The organism is Mesorhizobium sp. Ca11 (assembly GCF_020165275.1).
Taxonomy (GTDB): Bacteria; Pseudomonadota; Alphaproteobacteria; order Rhizobiales; family Rhizobiaceae; genus Mesorhizobium.
Map to the genome: position 1 here is coordinate 235,813 of NZ_JAIUHU010000007.1, position 19,901 is coordinate 255,713.

The following is a 19,901-nucleotide window of genomic DNA, read 5'->3' on the forward strand; positions in this document are numbered from 1 at the left end:
GGGGGGATATATGGCTGGGTTGGCCTGCGGCGAGACGATCCCCGACTATGTGGAATCCGGCGATAGCGCCGGGGACCGAAGGTTGAAAGCTGACACCCCGCATCCCGGACGCGCATCCTCCCAGGCGCGGTCGGGCCGCGCGGGGCAGCCCAAGGCGAAAGACGCCATTTTCTCGCGGTTGCTGCGCGGCGGCCGCATGACCAAATGGAAAGGCGAGGCGGCGAGCTATGCGCCGAATCTTGCCCACATGATCGCATCTGCTCCTCGTCCGCGCAGCGCCGCCGTCCTGCTCACGTTCCTCACAGGCCTTGCGGCCAACCCGGCCGGCGCCGCGGATCTCTACTGGGATGCGGATGGCTCTGGGCTCCAGCTTGGCGGCACCGGAACCTGGAACACGGCGGCGCCGCCGCTCTGGAACACCACAGGCAATGCCACGGCCGGCCCGTTCGTCATCTGGAACAATGGCACTCCGGACAACGCCATCTTTGCCGGCACGGCGGGGACGGTCACGCTCGGCGCGCCGATAACGGCTGGCAGCCTCACCTTCAACGTCAGCGGCTATACCATTGCAGGCGGCACGCTGACCCTCGGCGGCGGGACGCCGACAATCACGGCAACGGGCAACGCCACCATAAGCTCCATTATCGCCGGGTCGGGGGGCCTGACCAAGGCGGGTGGCGGCACTTTGAGCCTGACTGGCGTGAACACCTTCACGGGCGGCATCACAGTCAGCGCTGGCGGATTTGCCATCAATGCCGATGCAGCGCTCGGCGCGGCCGCCAATGGTATATCCGCGGCAGCGGGCACTTCCCTGACCTTCAATGGCAGTCTCAACGCAAGCCGCGTCGTCACGCTGGGAGCGGGCGGTCAAGTGACCGTGACAGGGGCGGGTGCGGCGGCGGCTCGTTATACCGGCAGCGGCGGGATCGTCGCAGCAACGCTGACGAATGCCGCCAATGACTATACCGGCCCCACGACGCTGAGGAGCAGCAGCAGCGTCTCCTTTTCTTCGATTGGCAATCTAGGCCAAGCAAGCGCATTGGGCGCACCCACGACCGCCGCGAATGGAACCGTGCTCATCATGACCGGCTCGGGCGGTGACCAGTACGGGGACAGCGCCAGCTATACTGGCGGAGCGGCCAGCACCGACCGCGGCTTCGAGCTGCGGCCTGGTCCGATCAGTGGCGCAACCCTTACCTTCCGCAATTCGGGCAGCGGAATGCTGACCATTAACGGCGGCATTGCGCTCACCAGCGCCGGCAGCAACAGCGGCAGCAACTCGGTTAGCTTCTCCGCCGATTCTGCCGATCTCCAGCTCCTCGGGGTGATCAGCAGCAGCAGTGGTCGATTCGTTAACTTCACTGGCACCAGCAATGCCAGGACCATCACACTGGGTGACGCCAATACTTTCGGGGGCACGGCCGGAATCGGTGCCGTCACAGTTAAGGCCGGTACGCTGGCGAATGCGGGCGTAAACAGCTCGCTCGGGGCGGGTGCCTCGATAAGCTTGGGCAACGGCAGTGTTCTCAGTTATACCGGCGGTGCAGTTGGTCTTGACCGGACGTGGTCCGTGTCGGGCACGGCGACACTGCAGAGCGACGGTACGGGAGCGCTGACTCTCAATGGCGCGACGACGCTCGCCGCCGGCTCCACCTTCACGCTTGGGGGCAGCTACACCGGATCCGACAATACGGTCTCCGGGGTGATCTCCGGCTCAGGCGGTCTCGCCAGCATTGGCAACGCGACCTGGGTGCTCACCGGCGCCAATACCCGCACCGGCGCCATCACCGTCAACGGAGGAACGCTGCGTGCGGGCAGCGCCTCAGCCTTCGGTACGATAACCGGCATAACGACCAATGGCGGCACGCTGGACCTAAACGGGTTCAACATGTCCACGACCTCGCTTGTGGGCACGGGCGGCGCGGTCGCGATGGGGAGCGGCAACCTTACGCTTAATCTGGGCACCGGCGTCACCAACACCTATGGCGGCAGCATTACCGGCACCGGCAGCCTGACCAAACTCGGCGCGGGCACGCTGACGTTGACCGGTGCCAGCACCTATACGGGCGCAACGACGATCGGCGGCGGCACGCTGGCGCTCGACTTCTCGCCGGCCGGAGGGCCGACCAGCGGCATTATCTCTGCCTCGTCGCCGCTCGTCATGAATGGCGGGACATTGACCGTCAAAGGTGCGGCAGGCGAGACCAATCTGCAGAGCTTCGGCGGGCTCACGATCACCACGGGCAACAACACGGCGAGCGCCACCTCCGGGGCTGGGGGCAGTACCACCGTAAGTCTCGGCGCCATCACCCGCACCGGAGGCCTCGCCAATTTTGTTCTGCCCACGGCTGGAGCGATTGCGACCAGCAATGCCGACGGCGCGCTCGGCGGCTGGGCGACCGTCAACGGCTCGGACTATGCCAAGGTGATGGGGGGCAACATCGTTGCTTTCACCGCGGCCGACTACGTCAACCAGGACAACGCCAGCCTGTGGCAGGCCAACCAGATCCTGAGCGATGCCGGCGGAGCGGCGAACACGCCCTTCTTCAACACGGTCGGCGCCAGCGTTCAGATCGGCGGGCTCCAATATACGGCCGCCGCGAACTCCACGGTAATCGTGGCGAGCGGCCAGACCCTCGGCATTGACGGCACCATCATTGTCGCGCCCTCGGTGGGCGCGGCTAACCAGACCATCACCGGCGGCTCGATGACGGGCACGCTCGGCGGCGGCGTGCTGGGCGTCCAGCAGAACGGCGCGGGCACCTTCACCATCGCCTCAACCATCGTCGACAACACCGGCACCGTCGGCTTCAGCAAGGCCGGCACGGGCAAGGTGGTGCTCTCCGGCAGCAATACCTATACCGGCGCCACCACCGTGAGCCAGGGCACGCTCTCGATCAATTCGGTCGCCAATGGCGGTGTCGCCAGCGCCATCGGCGCCGCGACGACCGCTTCATCGAACCTGATGATCCAGGGCGCCACACTGGAATATACCGGGACGGGCGCCTCCACCGATCGCGGCTTCACCATCGCACGCGCCGGCGCCATCACATCGAGCACGATCAAGGTCACGAATGCCGCCGCCAACCTGACCTTCTCCGGGCAGGTGGTGAGCCCCGATGGTGCGGATTTCATCAAAGACGGTCCCGGCACGCTGACGCTTGCCGGGAGCAACAACAGCTATACCGGCACCACGACCGTCAACAGTGGCACGCTTGCGGTGACCACCCTCGCCAATGGCGGCACCAACAGCTCCATCGGCGCGTCCAGCAACGCCTCGTCCAACCTGGTCCTGCAGAACGGCGGGAAGCTGGGTTATATCGGCACCATCGCCAGCAGCGACCGCGGCTTCACACTTGGTACGGGCGGCGGCGGCATCGATGTCGCGCAGGCGACCACGACCCTGACTGTGAGCGGGGTGGCCACTGGCGCGGGCAGCCTCACCAAAACGGGCTCCGGCACCTTGGTGCTGTCGGGCACGAACACCTATACCGGCGGCACCACGGTGAGCGCCGGCATCTTGCGCGCCGGATCGGCCCAGGCCTTCGGCGGCGACGCCGCCGGAACGGGCGCTGGCGCCATGACTGTGGCCAGCGGTGCGACAGTGGACCTCGCCGGCAACAGCGTCTTCGTCGGTGGGCTCAATGGCGCCGGCAACGTCACCCTGGGCTCGGGGACCCTCAAGATCAACAGCAACGGCAATTTCACCGGCACGATCGGCGGCACGGGCGGGGTCAGCATAACTGGCGGAACACAGACCTTCAGCGGCTGCGGCAACACCTATGCCGGGGCCACCACGCTGAGCGGCAACAGCGTTCTGAACGTCGGCTGCCTGGCGAATGGCGGCGAGCTGAGCGACATTGGCATGTCCGGCAGTGCCTCGACCAATCTCGTCTTTAGCAATGGCGCCCTGAACTATACCGGCGGGACGGTATCGACCAATCGTGGCTTCACGCTCCAGGGAGGAACGGGCGCCATTGGTGTGGCCAACGCCGCCACGGCGCTTACCTTCAGCGGTCGGGCCACAGGTCTCGGTACGCTCCGTAAGGACGGTCCCGGTACGCTGATATTGTCCGGCACTAACGACTACAGCGGCGGAACGACGATTACCGGCGGCATCTTGAGAGCCGGTTCGACCAGCGCCTTCGGCACGGGCGCCATGACGGTGAACAGTGGCGCGACGCTCGATCTCGCCGGCAACAACAACACGGTGCTCGGGCTCAACGGCGGCGGCAGCGTGACTCTCGGGTCGGGCATGCTGACCCTAAGTGACGGGTTCAACCTCACTTTCAGCGGCGCGATGAGCGGCGCCGGCGGGCTCGTGAAGAGCGGCACGCGCACGCAGACGCTCTCCGGCTGCAGCAGCAGCTACGACGGCAGCGCAACGATCAATGGGGGCGTTCTTGCGGTCACCTGCCTGAACAATGGGGGCGTCGCAAGCTCGATAGGCGATTCCAGCGCTGCGGCAACCAACCTGGTGCTCGATGGCGGCACGCTGCAATATATCGGCGCCGCCGGCAGCACGGACCGCCAGTTCACGCTTGGGGCCAGCGGCGGCACTCTCGATGCCTCCGGCACAGGCGCGATCAATTTCACCAGCACGACGCCGGTCACATTGTCGGGAACGGGCAACCGCACGCTCACGCTCGCCGGCAGCAACACGGCCAACAACTCGCTTTCTGCCCGCATCGACGATCCATCCGGGGGCGTCACGTCGCTGACGAAGTCCGGTGCCGGCACGTGGGTCTTGAACAACACGACCAGCACCTATACCGGCGTCACCACGATCAGCGGCGGCGTGCTTGCGGTGAGCAAGCTGGCCAACGGCGGCCAGGCGAGCTCGATCGGGCAGTCGTCGAACCTGGCATCCAACCTCGTGATCGGCAGCGGCTCGACGCTACGCTATACGGGCGCTGGCGACGAGACGGATCGCCTGTTCACATTGCAGACCGGCATCAGCTTCATCGAGTCCTCGGGCACCGGCGCGATCGTCTTCAAGAACACCGGTTCGGCCGCCTATACCGGCAGCGGCAACCGCACGCTGGCGCTGGGCGGCACCAATACCGGGCTCAACACGATGGGCGGCACCATCATCGATGGCCCCGGCGGCACGACCACACTCGCCAAGAACGACAGCGGCACCTGGGTCCTCACCGGCAACAACACCTTCACCGGCAACACGGTCGTCAATGACGGTAATCTGATCATCGGCAATGGTGGCACCAGCGGCAATGCCGGCGCAGGCAACGTCATCGTCGCCAACGCGACCTCCACGCTGTCCTTCAACCGCTCCGACAGCTTCAGCTTCACGGGCACGCTGAGCGGTGCCGGCAACATCGCCCAAATCGGCACCGGCACGACAATCCTCACTTCGGCAACAAACGCGATCGGCGGCAACACGCGCATCGACGCCGGCACGCTGCAGGTGAATGGCGGCCTGACGAGCGGCGGGGGGATTACGATCAACGCTGGCACGCTGCAGAGCAACGGAGGGGGCGCCTCCATAACCACGCCGACGATCACGATGAACTCCGGCTCGAAGCTCAACGTCGGCGGCGGCACGGTCCAGGCAGCCGGTGGCACGCAGACGCTGTTCACGGGCGGGACCGGCGGCGCCACGATCAACTTCACTGGCGGCACGTTGCTCGGCAACGGCACGCTGGGCGGAGGCGGCAACATTGTCAATCTCGCCGCCGGTTCGCTCAATACCGGCGCAGCCGCATTGAATCTCGGCAGCGGCAACGACACTTTCCTGTTGAGCGGTCTTGCGACGATCGCCGGAGTCGGGGTGGACGGCGGCGGCGGCTCCGACACGCTGCAGGTGACCACAACCTTCAGCCGTACGCTCAATGGCGCTCAGATTACCGGTTTCGAAAGCTTGAACAAGCAAGGCGCCGCCACCCTCACGCTGACGGGCGATCACAGCTACACGTCCGGTACGACGATTTCGGCCGGCACGCTGCAGATCGGCAACGGCGGGGTGGCCGGCGCGCTGGCGACGCCGAATGTGACCAACAACGGCACGCTCGCCTTCAATCTGAATAACAATTATACATTCGACAGCGCCATCTCCGGCAGTGGCGTGGTCAACAAGCTCGGCACCGGCACCACCACGCTAACCGGAACCAACACCTATATCGGCGCGACGAACGTCAATGCCGGGACATTGCTGATCAACGGCAACCAGTCGGGTGCTATCGGCCAGACTACTGTCGCGAGCGGGGCGACGCTCGGCGGCACCGGCACGATCGGCGGCAGCGTCACCGTGGCCGACGGCGGCACGCTCGCTCCCGGCGGCGCGGGCAATGCGCCCGGCACGCTCACCATCGGCGGCAACCTGACGCTCAACAACACGTCGGCCGTCAACGTCAATTTCGGCCAGGCGAACGTGCCGGGCGGACCGCTCAACGATATCATCAATGTCGGCGGCAACCTGACGCTCGACGGCACGCTCAACATCACGCAGACGCCGGGCGGCACCTTCGGGCCAGGCGTCTATCGCATCCTCAACTATGGCGGTTCGCTGACGAATAACGGACTGAACGTCACGTCACCCGATTATTTCGTGCAGACCGCGGTCGCCAACCAGGTCAACCTCGTCAATTCCGCGGGGCTGACGCTCAGCTTTTGGGACGGCAATGCCGGCCCCCACTCCAATGATGCGGTGGATGGCGGCAGCGGCACTTGGCGCGCTGCGGGCGACCAGAACTGGACCGATGCCAGCGGCACCTTCGCCGCGCCCTTCGCCAACGCCAGCTTCGCCATCTTCCAGGGTGCCGCCGGGACGGTCACGGTCGACAACACCAACGGTCAGGTGCAGGCGGCGGGCATGCAGTTCGCCACCGGCGGCTATCTCATCCAGGGCGGCGACGTGGCTTTGGTCGGGCCGCAATCGACCATCCGCGTCGGCGACGGCACTGCAGCCGGTGCGGCCTATGTGGCGACGATCACCTCAAACCTCACCGGAAGCAGCCAGCTGCTGAAGACGGAGCTCGGCACGCTGGTGCTGTCCGGCACCAACAGCTACAGCGGCGGCACCGCGATCAATGGCGGCACGGTCCAGGTCGCGTCGGACACCAATCTCGGCGACGCGTCCGGCGGCCTTTCGCTGAACGCCGGCACGCTGCATACGACGGCGGATATTACTTCTGCCCGCGCCGTGACCCTCAATGTCGGCGGCGGCACCTTCGACACCGACAGCGCGACCAAGCTGACGCTGACCAACACCGTGAGCGGCGCCGGGACCTTGACCAAGGAGGGTGGCGGCACGCTGGTTCTCAGCGGCGCCAACAGCTACCAGAGCGGCACCGTCATCAATGGCGGCACGGTCCAGATCACCGCCGATGCCAATCTCGGCGATGCGGCCGGCAAGGTCACCTTCGACGGCGGCACGTTCTACCAGCAGGGCCCGGCCAGCATCGTCACAGGCCGCACTGCGACGCTTCAGGCGGGCGGCGGAACGTTCCAGATCGACAGCACAGTGCAGTGGGAAGGCGCTATCGACGGCGCGGGGGCGCTCACCAAAACGGGAACCGGGGCGCTGATCCTCGGCGCCGACAACAGCTATGCCGGCGGCACGACAATCTCAAGCGGCATCCTCATGCTGGGCACCGGCGGCACCACGGGCTCCATCTTGGGCGACGTGGTCGATAACGGTACCCTCAGCTTCAACCGCTCCGACCTCTATACCTTCGGCGGCACGATCTCGGGCAGCGGCGGCGTCACCCAGGACGGAACCGGCAACACCGTGCTTACGGCCGACAACACGTACGGCGGCACCACGCTGATTGTCGGCGGCGGCGGGCTCTACATCGATGGCGACCAGAGCGCAGCGACCGGGCTGGCCAACGTCAACAACGGCACGCTGGGCGGCAACGGCACCATCGGCGGCGATGTGTTCGTCGATGTCGCGGGCAGGCTGGCCCCCGGCGGCCTGGGCTCCACGCCCGGCACCCTCACCATCAACGGCAACCTCGAACTGGCCGACAGCTCGAACCTTGATTACTCGTTCGGCCAGGCCGGCGTGGTCGGCGGCGCCTACAACGACCTCACGGTCGTCCACGGCAATCTGGCGCTCGACGGCACGATCAACGTGACGGAAGCGCCCGGCGGCAATTTCGGACCGGGTATCTATCGCGTCATCAGCTATGACGGCGCTCTGACTGACAACGGGCTTGATACCACGTCGAGCGATCACCTGGTGCAGACCTCGGTCGCAGGCCAGGTGAACCTGGTCGACATCAGCGCGATGACCCTCAACTTCTGGGACGGCGATGCCGGGCCGAAGGCCAATGATGGCGTTGACGGCGGCAACGGCACCTGGCGGGCGGCCGGCGACGACAACTGGACCGGCTCCGACGGCGACATAAACGCCGCCTTCTCGAACGGCAGCTTCGCCATCTTCGCAGGTAGCGCCGGCACCGTGACGGTCGACAACACCAACGGCCAGGTGCAGGCCGCTGGCATGCAGTTCGCCACGGACGGCTATCTCGTCCAGGGACAGGACATCGAGCTGGTTGGATCGCAGGCGACGATGCGCGTCGGCGACGGCACCCTGCCGGGTGCAGACTACACGGCAACTATCAATTCGAACCTCACCGGTGTGAGCCAACTGGTGAAAACCGATCTCGGCACGCTGGTGCTTGGCGGCACCAACAGCTACAGCGGCGGCACCGCCATCCATAGCGGCACGTTGCAGGTTTCGGCTGACGCCAATCTCGGCGATGCGGCGGGCGTATTGTCATTCGACAATGGCGCGACCCTGCGAAACACCGCCGCGTTCGGCTCGGCGCGTAACGTCACGCTCAATGCCGGCGGCGGCACGTTCCAGACCGATGCCGATCTCACGCTTTCCGGCGTGGTCGGCGGCACGGGCGGCTTCACCAAGCGGGGCGGGGCGGCGCTGACGCTGACCGGCGCCAGCGCCTATGCCGGGCCGACCACGGTGACGGCAGGCGGGCTCTATATCGACGGCGACAACAGCCTGGCCACAGGGATTACTTCGGTTGAGTTCGGCGCCACGCTGGGCGGCAAGGGCACCATCGGCGGCAATGTGATGGTCGCCAACGGCGCGACGCTCTCGCCAGGGTCGGCCGATGGCACGCCGGGAACGCTGGCGATCGCCGGCGATCTGACGCTCTCCGGCGGCTCGATCCTCAACTACAGCTTCGGCCAGGCGAATGTCGCCGGCGGGGCTCTCAACGATCTGACCACCGTCGGCGGCAATCTCGTGCTCGACGGCACGCTCAATGTCACTGTCTCGCCGGGTGGAACCTTCGGCCCCGGTATCTACCGCGTGTTCGATTACAGCGGGACCTTGACCAATAACGGGCTGTCCGTCGGCTCCATCCCGTCCTCGAACTACTTCGTGCAGACGTCCGTCGATCATCAGGTGAACCTGGTCAACGCAAACGGACTGAACCTGAACTATTGGGACGGCGATGCCGGTCCGAAGTTCGACGGCACGATCAATGGCGGCAACGGCACCTGGCAGAGCTCTTCGGGCAACGACAACTGGACCGAAGACACCGGGTCGATCAACGCAGCCTATTCGGACAGCGCCTTCGCCATCTTCGCCGGCCAGGCCGGCACGGTGACGGTGGACAACGGGCTCGGCCAGGTAACGGCCGCCGGCATGCAGTTCTCGACCGACGGTTATGTCATCCAGGGCGGCGATATCGGCCTTCTCGGGCCGCAGTCGACGATCCGGGTCGGCGACGGCACCAACGCGGGTGCGGGCTATACGGCAACGATCGCCTCGGCGTTCACCGGCAGTGCCCAGCTGGTGAAGACGGATGCCGGAACGCTGGTGCTGACCGGCACCAATAGCTACACCGGCGGCACGGCGATCAATGGCGGCACGCTGCGGATCTCGGCCGATGCCAACCTCGGCGATGCGGCGGGCGGGCTCTCCTTCAATGGCGGCACGCTCAACTCCACCGCCAGCTTCGCCAGCGACCGCGCCATCGACGTTCTCGGCCAAGGCACTATCTCGACCGACGCCGGTACTACCTTGACCCTGAACGGGGCATTGACGGGGTCGGGTGCCTTCAACAAAGCGGGAGATGGAACGCTTGTCCTGACGTCCGCTGGCTCGACCTTCTCGGGATCCACCTCCGTCCAGCAGGGCACGCTTGCGGCGGGCGCTGCGGACGTGCTGAGCCCCTTGTCCGCCTTCACCGTCGACTCCAGTGGCACGCTTGACCTTGCCAGCTTCGACCAGACGGTGGCCTCGCTCAACAACAGCGGCGCGGTGCGGCTTGGCGCTGCGGCACCCGGAACAGTGCTCACGGTGAGCGGCGACTATGTCGGCAATGGCGGCAAAATCCTCATCAATGCCGCGCTGGACGGCGATGGCTCGACCACCGACAGGCTGGTGGTACATGGCAACACCGCCGGCGCCGGCATCCTTGCGGTCACCAATGTCGGCGGCGCGGGCGCGCAGACCAGCGAAGGCATCAAGATCGTCGACATCGACGGCAGCTCGGCCGGCACCTTCATGCTCGCCGGCGACTATGTCTTCGAGGGCGACCAGGCCGTGGTCGGCGGCGCCTATGCCTATCGGCTCTACAAGAACGGCGTCAGCACGCCGGCCGACGGCGACTGGTATCTGCGCTCCACGCTGATCAACCAGACCGGTCCGCTCTATGCGCCTAGCACGCCGCTCTATGAGGCCTATGAAGGCGTGCTGCGGAGCTTCAATGAACCGGGCACGCTGCAGCAGCGCATCGGCAACCGGGCCTGGGGCGAGGGCGCGACGCCGCAGGGCGCGGACGTGCCCGGCCAGGGTCCGGTCGACGGCAACGCCATCTGGGCGCGTATCGATGCCGCCCATGGCAAGTTCGAGCCGAAGACCTCGACCACCGGCACCGACTACGACGTGACGACCTGGAAGCTCAATGCCGGCGTCGACGGCCTGCTGCATGAGAGCGAGGCCGGCATCCTGCTGGGCGGCATCACCGTCCATTACGGCACCGTCTCGTCGGACGTGTCATCGTCCTTCGGCACCGGTTCGATCTCGGCCACCGGCTACGGTGTTGGCGGCACGCTGACCTGGCTCGGCAACAGCGGCTTCTATGTCGATAGCCAGGCCCAGGCGACCTGGTATGACAGCGACATCAACTCGGCCGTGCTGGGCAAGCTTGCCGACGGCAACAAGGGGTTCGGCTATGCGCTTAGCATCGAGAGCGGCCAGAAGATCGCGCTGCGCTCCAACTGGTCGCTGACCCCGCAGGCGCAGCTTTCCTACTCGGCCGTCGACTTCGACAAGTTCACCGATCCGTTCGGCACGATCGTGTCGCCCGGCAGCGGCGACAGCCTGATCGGCCGCCTCGGCATCTCGGCCGACTACGAGGACCAGTGGGCCGACAGCGCCGGGCAGGTGAGCCGGGCGCATGTCTACGGCATCGCCAACCTCTACTACGACTTCCTCGACGGAACCGATATCGATGTCTCGGGCGTGAAGCTTTCCAGCCAGAACCAGAAGGTCTGGGGCGGCGTCGGCCTCGGCGGCTCGCTCGACTTCGGCGACGGCAAGTACTCGGTCTATGGCGAGGCGCTGGCCAAGACCAGCCTGGCGAGCTTCGGCGACAGCAATGTCGTCAGCGGCAAGCTCGGCTTCAGCGTGCACTGGTAGCGGCGTCAACGAGGCTGGACAATCGGAATGCGGGCAGATGTGCGCACTCTCTCCGTTCGCCTCTTGGGCGTGATGAATTTCTTGAAGATGGAAACGAGATGGAAACGAGATGAAACGAATTGGATATGCCACGCTGATCGCCGCAAGCCTGCTCTCCCTTGCGGCCGCATTCGCGCAAGACACCGCAGCTCTCCCTGGCGGTGCGACTTCGCTCAGGGAAGGGCATGGCGACTGGACCGTCTCCTGCAATCTCGCCAGCCAGAACGGCGCCGCCGTCAAGGTCTGCGCGCTGTCGCAGGAGCAGACCGACAGCCAGTCGCGCCAGCGCGTGCTGGCGATGGAACTGCGCCCGGCCGGCGAGGCCGTCCAGGGCACGCTCGTGCTGCCGTTCGGACTGTCGCTGGACCAAGGGGTAACCCTTCAGGTCGATGACGGCCCGGCCCTGCCGCCACTGCGCTTCCGAACCTGCCTTCCCGGTGGCTGTCTCGTGGACATCAGCTTCGACTCCGAGACCTTAGCTTCCCTGCGCGACGGCAAAAGCCTCAAGATCAAGGTGGTCGCCGACGGCGGCAAGGAGACCAACCTGGCGCTCTCGCTGAACGGCTTTCCCAGCGCAGTGGACAGGACCATGGCGCTGTTGAAGTGACCCGGTTGCGCGACCGACGTTCCTTGCAACTGGGCAGAATGTCCGTTCTGAGACGCAACGCAAAGCTTGGCTTTGGCCGGTCGCTCCGGAAGCGGTTAGACTGCTTGTTGGCCTAAAACCCTCATTAGTCGCGCCAACGATGGTAGCCAACGATCTTTAAATCAGCTGCGAGATCGTGCGGGACCATACGGGAAGATTTCTGATTTTGGCCCACGAAAAATCCAATTGAATCAATATTCTGGATACGTCCTCCGGGCCCACCATTTCGCTTTCAGAATTGCCGGTGTTCGATCAGTAGGTTTTTCGGGCGTGGGATATTCGTCTCACCGTTTGGTGAATTCTCGACATTGGGTTCAAAGTCGACCCTGCCGGTGGCGTATAGACAGCTGGCTTGCCACGTCCTCCGATTGAGATCACCCGTCCGCTGTTGCTCTCGAGTTCATCCAGATAGTCGGCCCACCATTGCATCATCTTGACGCGCTCTTCCCAGTGCTCAGCCCGGGCGTAGGCTCGACGAACGTCGTTGTTCTCAATGTGGGCCAGTTGGCGCTCTATCGCATCCGGATGCCATTTTCGCATTCGTTTAGCAGAGTTGATGCTGTTGCTCGAAAACCATGCGCGGCGCTTCCTCCTTGCCGTAGCCCATGCGGCGAAGGGCGGCGTTAAGCGTGTTGTCGGAAATCGGACGCGAAACCGATCGAACGCCAGGAAAGAGCAGCGATCCACCACCAGAGATTTCTTTAAGCGAAGTCAATACGCTTATGGCCTGCCTTGAAAGGGGTACGCGGTGCGGCCGGCGCATTTTCATGCGTGCTTCAGGAATGATCCACATCGAGCTTTCGAAATCGAACTCTTCCCATTCTGCCGCGCGAAGTTCGCCGGGGCGGGGAAACATCAATGCCATGAGCTTCAGGGCAGCTCGGGTTGTAGGCTGTCCGTCAAACGCATCGACCGCCCTCACCAAGCCGCCGAAGGCCTTAGGATCGATGATCGCGGCACGCGGCGTGACCGTTGGAGTGATTAGTGCGCCCCTTAACGCGATCGTCGGATCAGCCTCGGCGCGTGCGGTCGCAATTGCATATCGAAACACGGTGCCGATGGTGGAGCGCAGTCGCCTCGCCGACTCATATCGACCACGAACTTCCACGCGGCGAAGGGCAGTAAGGACGGTGGCCGGATCGATCTCCCGAATGCACTTGTCACCAATTGTCGGATAGGCAAAGTCGAGCAGCCATTTGACCTTGCTAATCGTCCGGTCGGCACGTCCCTCCTTTTTCAGCTTGTCAACATATTCGTCCGCGATTGAACGGAAGGTGTCTTTTTGCGAAGTGGCCTTATGGAATCTTCGCTCCTGAGCTGGGTCGGCACCAGCCTTAAGGAGACGTTTGGCTTCATCGCGTGCTTCGCGGGCATCGGCGAGAGAGATGACCGGGTAGGTGCCGAGAGACAGCAGCTTCTGCTTTCCGTCAAATCGATAGGCTAGGCGCCATAGCCTGGTTCCCGACGGCTGAATCCATAGCTGCAGCCCGCCGCCATCGGACAGTTTCTGGAGCTTGGACGCCGGCCGGGCGTTGCGGCATTTCACGTCGGAGAGAGCCATTGTGGGACCTCCTGTTTTGGCGCTTCGATACCAACAGGGTCTCAGATACCAACAAAAATACCAACACCTCGCCCCGTTGGACGAAATCTGCCGAACTGCGATGAAATTCGCTCAAGCACACTGTTCGTGCCGAAAAGAGGGGCAAATTCAGTGGCTTGCGGAGACTTGAGCGTTAAAGCTTCGGCGAGACGGAATGTCGGGAGAAGAGGGGATGGTGCCCAGAGGCGGATTCGAACCACCGACACGCGGATTTTCAGTCCGCTGCTCTACCAACTGAGCTATCTGGGCCTGTGCCGGCTAACGGGATGCGCCCGCCGGGTTTCACGAAGGCGCCAGGCGGCGCCCCTTGAAAGCGCGTGGGTTATAGCACGGGAATCTTGCCTGTCCAGCGCCTAGGTGTTGATTTCGTCAGGAAAGAAAAATCGCTGGAAAACAACCGGTCGCCGGCTGCGCTTACGGCTCGTCCTTGGGCGTCGGGCTGTCGTCTTCTTCCTCTTCGCCGTCGCGGCCGGGAATGACATAGGCGCCCTTCAGCCAGCGGTTGAGGTCGATGTCCTTGCAGCGCGCCGAGCAGAACGGATAATGCTCGCGCACCGACGGTTTGCCGCATTCGGGGCAGGGCCGTTTCGGCCTCAGCGGCGTTACCTTGTCGCCCGAGCTCATGTGTGGACTATGCTCATGAGCGCGCGGCGTGCCAGTGCTGGTGCGCCTTGAAGCCTTCGCCGGAAAGCAGCGCCACGCTCTCGTAGAGCGGCAGGCCGACCACGTTGGTGTAGGAGCCGACCAGCTTGACGACGAAGGAGCCGGCCAGGCCCTGCACGGCGTAGCCGCCGGCCTTGCCCCGCCACTCGCCCGACGCGACATAGGCGTCGATCTCCTCGCGCGGCAGCCGCTTGAAGCGCACCCTTGTCTCAACCAGCCGCTGGCGCAGCTTGCCGCCGGGCGTGATCAGGCAGATGCCGGAATAGACCCGGTGCGAGCGGCCGGAAAGCAGGCCGAGGCAATTGACGGCGTCGTCGATCGTCTCGGCCTTGGGCAGGATGCGCCGTCCGACCGCCACCACCGTGTCGGCGGCGAGGATGAAGGCTGGCGCATAGTCCTCCTCGCTCTTCAGCGAGGCCAGCGCCTTCTCGGCCTTGTCCTTGCAAAGGCGCTTGGCTAGCGAGCGCGGATGCTCGGCGCGCAGCGGCGTCTCGTCGACATCGGCGGGCAGCACCCGGTCGGGCTCGATGCCGGCCTGCTGCAAGAGTTCGATGCGGCGCGGCGAACCAGAGGCAAGCACCAGCTTCTGCAGAATGCTCATGGGGGCATGATGCCGAAAAGTGTGAAGCGGTTTTCGGACGACATCATGCTCCACTCCCTGATTTGGAGCCGGATGATTTCGGGTCGAACAGACCTGAAATCATCCGGCTCTGGGTCCGCGCTAGATGATTACTTGAAGCGATAGGTGATGCGGCCCTTGGTCAGGTCGTAGGGCGTCATCTCGACCAGGACCTTGTCGCCGGTCAGCACGCGAATGCGGTTCTTGCGCATGCGGCCGGCCGTGTGGGCGATGATTTCGTGTTCGTTTTCGAGCTTCACCCGGAACATCGCATTGGGCAGCAGTTCGGTGACCACACCTGGAAACTCGAGGACTTCTTCCTTCGGCATTCGATACCTTTGCTTGGATGGCGGTTCCGGCGCCTAGAGCATGATGCCGAAAAGTGTCAAGCGGTTTTCGGGCAACATCGTGCTCTAGTTCTTTGATCCGGAGTCGGATGATTCCCGGCCGAACCGACCGGAAATCATCCGACTCCGGCCGGAATTTGCGGCGGAACCTATATGATAATCGCCCGCTTGTGAACATGCTTAATCGGCCGCGTTTTTTGCCTCAGGAAGCAGAAAACGTCGGCTTATGCGCGCTTTCAGCCGCTCGCGCACATCGCGATAGGCGGCCATGATGTGCTCTCGCGTGCCGCCTGTGTCGGTGGGGTCGGGCATCGGCCAGTATTCGACCTCGACGGCCAGCGAGCGCGTCAGCTCGAGCGCCGCATGATGCGCCTCCGGCGCCAGCGTGACGATCAGGTCGAAATAATCGTCCTCCATATCCGCCAGCGTCCTGGGTTGGCGCTCGCCAAGCGACAGACCTTCTTCAGCGAGCACCGCATCGACGAACGGGTCGCGCTCGCCGGCGCGCACACCGGCCGAAGCGACGAAGGTGGTGGCGGGAAGCATGCGGCGCGCCATTTGTTCCGCGATCGGCGAGCGCACGGCGTTCATGCCGCATAGGAACAGGATCGAATGGGGCAGGGCGACCAGGATCTAGCCTCGCCAGTGCAGCACGCAGACCAGCGTGAACAGCCGGCGCGCCGTGTCGAAGTCGATCTCGATCTTGCCGGCAAGCCGGTCCATCAGCGTCTGCGAGCCTTCATTGTGCAGGCCGCGCCGGCCCATGTCGATCGCCTCGATATGGCTCGGCGTCGAGGACCGGATGGCTTCGTAGTAGCTTTCGCAGATCAGGTAGTAGTCCTTGACGATGCGCCTCAGCGGCGTCAGCGACAGAATGTGGGTGACCACCTCGGCGCCGTTCTCGCGGCTGACGCCGAAAACCAGGCGGGACTCGGCCAGTGAAAGCTTAAGCTTGTAAGGACCCGCGCCGTCATCATTGACCGGCCGAAAACGGTTCTCCTCGATGAGGTCGAAGATCGCCACGGCCCGCTCGTGCTCGACGTCGGGCGTCGAACGTCCGATCGATTCGTCGAGCTCGACGTCGATCAGCCTGTCGCGGGTCTGGTCGCGGCCGGACATCGTTACATGTTCAACCTGATCGCGACGGAGCGGGCATGGGCATCGAGCCCTTCGGCCTTGGCGAGCGCGATCGCGGCGGGCGCCAGCGCGTTGAGCTGCTCCGGGCCGAGCTTCAGGATCGAGCTGCGCTTGACGAAATCGAGCACGGACAGACCCGACGAGAAACGCGCCGACCGCGCCGTCGGCAAGACGTGGTTGGAGCCGCCGACATAATCGCCGATGACTTCCGGCGTATGGCGGCCGATAAACACGGCGCCCGCGTTGCGCATCCTGGAAAGGAATGCCTCGGCGTCGTCGAAGGCGAGCTCGACATGCTCGGCCGCGATCCTGTCGACCAGCGGCAGAGAGGCCTCGAGCGTCGGCACCAGGATCACCGCGCCGAAATCGCGCCAGCTGGCCCCGGCCGTCTCGCCGCGCGGCAGCACCTTGAGCTGGCGCTCGACCGCCTGCTCGACCGCCTTGCCGAATTCCGGTTCGTCGGTGATCAGGATCGACTGGGCCGAAACATCATGCTCGGCTTGCGCCAAAAGGTCGGCCGCGATCCAGTCCGGATCGTTGTCGGCATCGGCCACCACCAGCACTTCCGACGGCCCGGCGATCATGTCGATGCCGACCGTGCCGAACACCTGCCGCTTGGCCGCCGCGACATAGGCGTTGCCCGGACCGACGATCTTGGCGACCGGCCTGATCGTCTCGGTGCCGTAGGCAAGCGCTGCAACGGCCTGCGCGCCGCCGACGCGGTAGATCTCCGAAACGCCGGCAAGGTCGGCTGCCACCAGCACCAGCGGATTGATGACGCCGCCCGAGGCCGGCACGACGATGACGATGCGCTCGACGCCGGCGACCCTGGCCGGCACCGCGTTCATCAGCACCGAGCTTGGATAGCTCGCCGTGCCGCCCGGCACGTAAAGGCCGACGGCTTCGATCGCCGTCCAGCGCGAGCCGAGCTCGACGCCCGCGGCATCCGTATAGCGATCGTCCCTCGGCTTCTGCCGCTCGTGATGTGAGCGGATGCGGTCGCGCGCGAATTTGAGCGCCTCGACGGTCGCCGGATCGGCCGCTTCATAGGCCTTGGCGATGTCGTCCTTCGACACCGCGATGCCGAGCGTGTTGAGATCGGCTTTGTCGAACTTCAGCGTGTAATCGACGAGCGCCTTGTCGCCTTCGGCGCGCACGCGGGCGATGATGTCGCGCACCACGGCCTCGACATCGGCCGACACCTCGCGCTTGGTGGTGAGGAAGGCCGAAAAACGCTGTTCGAAATCGGCGTCCTGCTGTCGGAGCGTTATCGCCATCGCGCTTCAGCCTCTGTGCAGGGGGCGCGAGGTGGCTTCCCAGGAGCCGCCGATATCGGCAAGCCTGGCCTCGATGCATTCGACGTCGAGCATAATGGTGCCGCCGCCCGAAAAGATCAGCTCGATGATGCCGGCCGGCTTGCTGATGGCGATGAAGCTGACCGCCAGCAGCGACAGCACCTCGGCCGGCTTGTCGCGCGCAATGCCGTTGGTCTTGGCGCCGAGCACGCGATCGAAATGCAAGACGCTCTGGCGCCGTTCATTGTGCTGGCGGAACAAGCCGGATTTCGCTTCCCAGACGAAGCGGTTCATGGTCAGCACGAAGCGCTTGGCCGCCGGCAGATATTCGAGGTCGGAGACCTTCATCACGGCGTCCTGGACATGCGCCGAGACGATGCTCAGATCCTGGTCGTCGAGCGCGATGAGCTTGAGAGCTGCCATGCGGAATGCGCACCCTGAACGTTGACAATTCAACGTTCTGTTATGCGGTCTTTCCGCTCGGCGCAACCGCTGGGAAAGAATGCTGCGAAGCGTCAGCCCGAAATGCGCTCGATCACCGCGCCGCAACCGGAGAGCTTCTCTTCCAGCCTCTCGAAGCCGCGATCAAGGTGATAGACGCGGTTGACCGTGGTCTCGCCTTCGGCCGCAAGGCCGGCGATGACCAGCGACACCGAGGCGCGCAGGTCGGTCGCCATGACGGGAGCGCCCTTGAGTCTGGCGACGCCGTCGACGATCGCCGTCTGGCCGGAAAGGGTGATGTGGGCGCCGAGGCGCGCGAGCTCCTGCACATGCATGAAGCGGTTTTCGAAGATCGTCTCGGTGATGCGCGATTTGCCCTTGGCCATGGTCATTAGGCCCATGAACTGCGCCTGCAGGTCGGTCGGGAAGGCGGGGAAGGGGGCGGTGGTCACGTCGACCGGCGCAATGCCGGCGCCATTGCGCTTGACGCGGATGCCCTCATTGGTCGGCGTGATCTCGGCCCCGGTCTCGACAAGCACGTCAAGCGCGGTCTGCAACAGGTCTGGACGGGCGCCGGCGAGCATCACGTCGCCGCCGGTCATGGCGACGGCCATGGCATAGGTGCCGGTCTCGATGCGGTCGGGGATGACGCGCACGCGCGCTCCCGACAGCGCCTCGACGCCGTGGATGGTGATGGTGGAGGTGCCGGCGCCATGGATCTTGGCGCCCATGGCGATCAGGCATTCTGCGAGATTGACGATTTCCGGCTCGCAGGCGGCGTTCTCCAGCACCGTCTCGCCCTTGGCGAGCGAGGCCGCCATCATCAGCACATGGGTGGCGCCGACCGAGACCTTCGGGAACACGTAGCGATTGCCGATGAGGCGGCCATTCCGGGTCTTGGCGATGACATAGCCATTGTCGACGTCGAGCTCGGCGCCGAGAACCTGCAGGCCCTCGAGGAACAGGTCGACCGGGCGCGTGCCGATGGCGCAGCCGCCGGGCAGCGACACCTTGGCCTCGCCCATGCGGGCAAGCAACGGCCCGATCACCCAGAAGGAAGCGCGCATCTTCGACACCAGTTCGTAAGGCGCGGTGGTGTCGACGATGTTGCGGGCCGAAAAATTGATCGTGCGCGAATAGCCTTCCTGCTGCTTTTCGCGCCGGCCGTTGACGGAATAATCGACGCCGTGATTGCCGAGGATGCGGATCAGTTGTTCGACATCGGCCAGATGCGGCACGTTTTCGAGCGTCAGCGTGTCGTCGGTGAGCAGCGAGGCGATCATCAGCGGCAATGCCGCGTTCTTGGCGCCCGAGATCGGAATGGTGCCGGCAAGCTCGTTGCCGCCGACAATTCTGATGCGATCCATGAGAAAACGTCCCCTCGGCCCGAACAGGCCGCTTCAATCGGTTTGAGTGTGCCCGGCTTAGACTATTGGCCGGCTTGGTTCAAGAAATAGGATTTTCCTAAAACCGGACCGA

At 64.7% G+C, this 19,901-nt stretch carries 10 protein-coding genes, 1 tRNA gene and 1 pseudogene; 2 read left to right on the forward strand and 10 right to left on the reverse strand.

The window, feature by feature from the left end:
• The first annotated feature begins 10 nt into the window (after positions 1-10).
• Both LB538_RS15150 and LB538_RS15155 read left to right on the forward strand, forming a co-directional pair.
• Positions 11-11,635: an autotransporter-associated beta strand repeat-containing protein gene (locus LB538_RS15150; RefSeq protein ID WP_224523705.1), complete on the forward strand. Its 11,625-nt coding sequence runs from the start codon at positions 11-13 to the stop codon at positions 11,633-11,635.
• Between the two features lie 109 nt (positions 11,636-11,744).
• Entirely contained in the window at positions 11,745-12,281 is a 537-nt protein-coding gene (locus LB538_RS15155) for an invasion associated locus B family protein (RefSeq protein ID WP_224523708.1), read from the forward strand.
• A 291-nt stretch (positions 12,282-12,572) separates the two neighbouring features.
• Here LB538_RS15155 and LB538_RS15160 read toward each other — a convergent pair.
• The 10 genes and pseudogenes from LB538_RS15160 to murA form a co-directional block, all read right to left on the reverse strand.
• A pseudogene (locus LB538_RS15160) lies at positions 12,573-13,881 on the reverse strand (tyrosine-type recombinase/integrase).
• A gap of 212 nt (positions 13,882-14,093) precedes the next feature.
• Positions 14,094-14,169 (reverse strand) — tRNA-Phe (locus tag LB538_RS15165).
• 165 nt (positions 14,170-14,334) lie between these two features.
• A complete protein-coding gene (gene yacG / locus LB538_RS15170; RefSeq protein WP_140847161.1) occupies positions 14,335-14,544 on the reverse strand; it encodes a DNA gyrase inhibitor YacG in 210 nt (69 codons plus the stop codon).
• A gap of 13 nt (positions 14,545-14,557) precedes the next feature.
• Positions 14,558-15,184, reverse strand: coding sequence for a Maf-like protein (locus LB538_RS15175; RefSeq protein WP_095765708.1), 627 nt, complete (start codon positions 15,182-15,184; stop codon positions 14,558-14,560).
• 128 nt (positions 15,185-15,312) lie between these two features.
• The gene (infA, locus tag LB538_RS15180; RefSeq protein WP_006200926.1) at positions 15,313-15,531 is read right to left on the reverse strand and encodes a translation initiation factor IF-1; all 219 of its coding nucleotides are present in this window, start codon (positions 15,529-15,531) and stop codon (positions 15,313-15,315) included.
• 198 nt (positions 15,532-15,729) lie between these two features.
• The gene (locus LB538_RS15185; protein ID WP_095765707.1) at positions 15,730-16,140 is read right to left on the reverse strand and encodes a low molecular weight phosphatase family protein; all 411 of its coding nucleotides are present in this window, start codon (positions 16,138-16,140) and stop codon (positions 15,730-15,732) included.
• A 42-nt stretch (positions 16,141-16,182) separates the two neighbouring features.
• Positions 16,183-16,668, reverse strand: a complete 486-nt coding sequence (locus tag LB538_RS15190; protein WP_095765706.1) for a UPF0262 family protein — start codon at positions 16,666-16,668, stop codon at positions 16,183-16,185.
• 2 nt (positions 16,669-16,670) lie between these two features.
• The gene (gene hisD, locus LB538_RS15195; RefSeq protein WP_224523712.1) at positions 16,671-17,963 is read right to left on the reverse strand and encodes a histidinol dehydrogenase; all 1,293 of its coding nucleotides are present in this window, start codon (positions 17,961-17,963) and stop codon (positions 16,671-16,673) included.
• Positions 17,964-17,969: 6 nt separating this feature from the next.
• On the reverse strand, positions 17,970-18,404 hold the full coding sequence (locus LB538_RS15200) for a DUF2948 family protein (RefSeq protein WP_224523715.1): 435 nt from the start codon (positions 18,402-18,404) through the stop codon (positions 17,970-17,972).
• 92 nt (positions 18,405-18,496) lie between these two features.
• Complete coding sequence (gene murA, locus LB538_RS15205) at positions 18,497-19,789, reverse strand: UDP-N-acetylglucosamine 1-carboxyvinyltransferase (RefSeq protein WP_095765703.1); 1,293 nt, start codon at positions 19,787-19,789, stop codon at positions 18,497-18,499.
• Positions 19,790-19,901 lie beyond the last annotated feature (112 nt).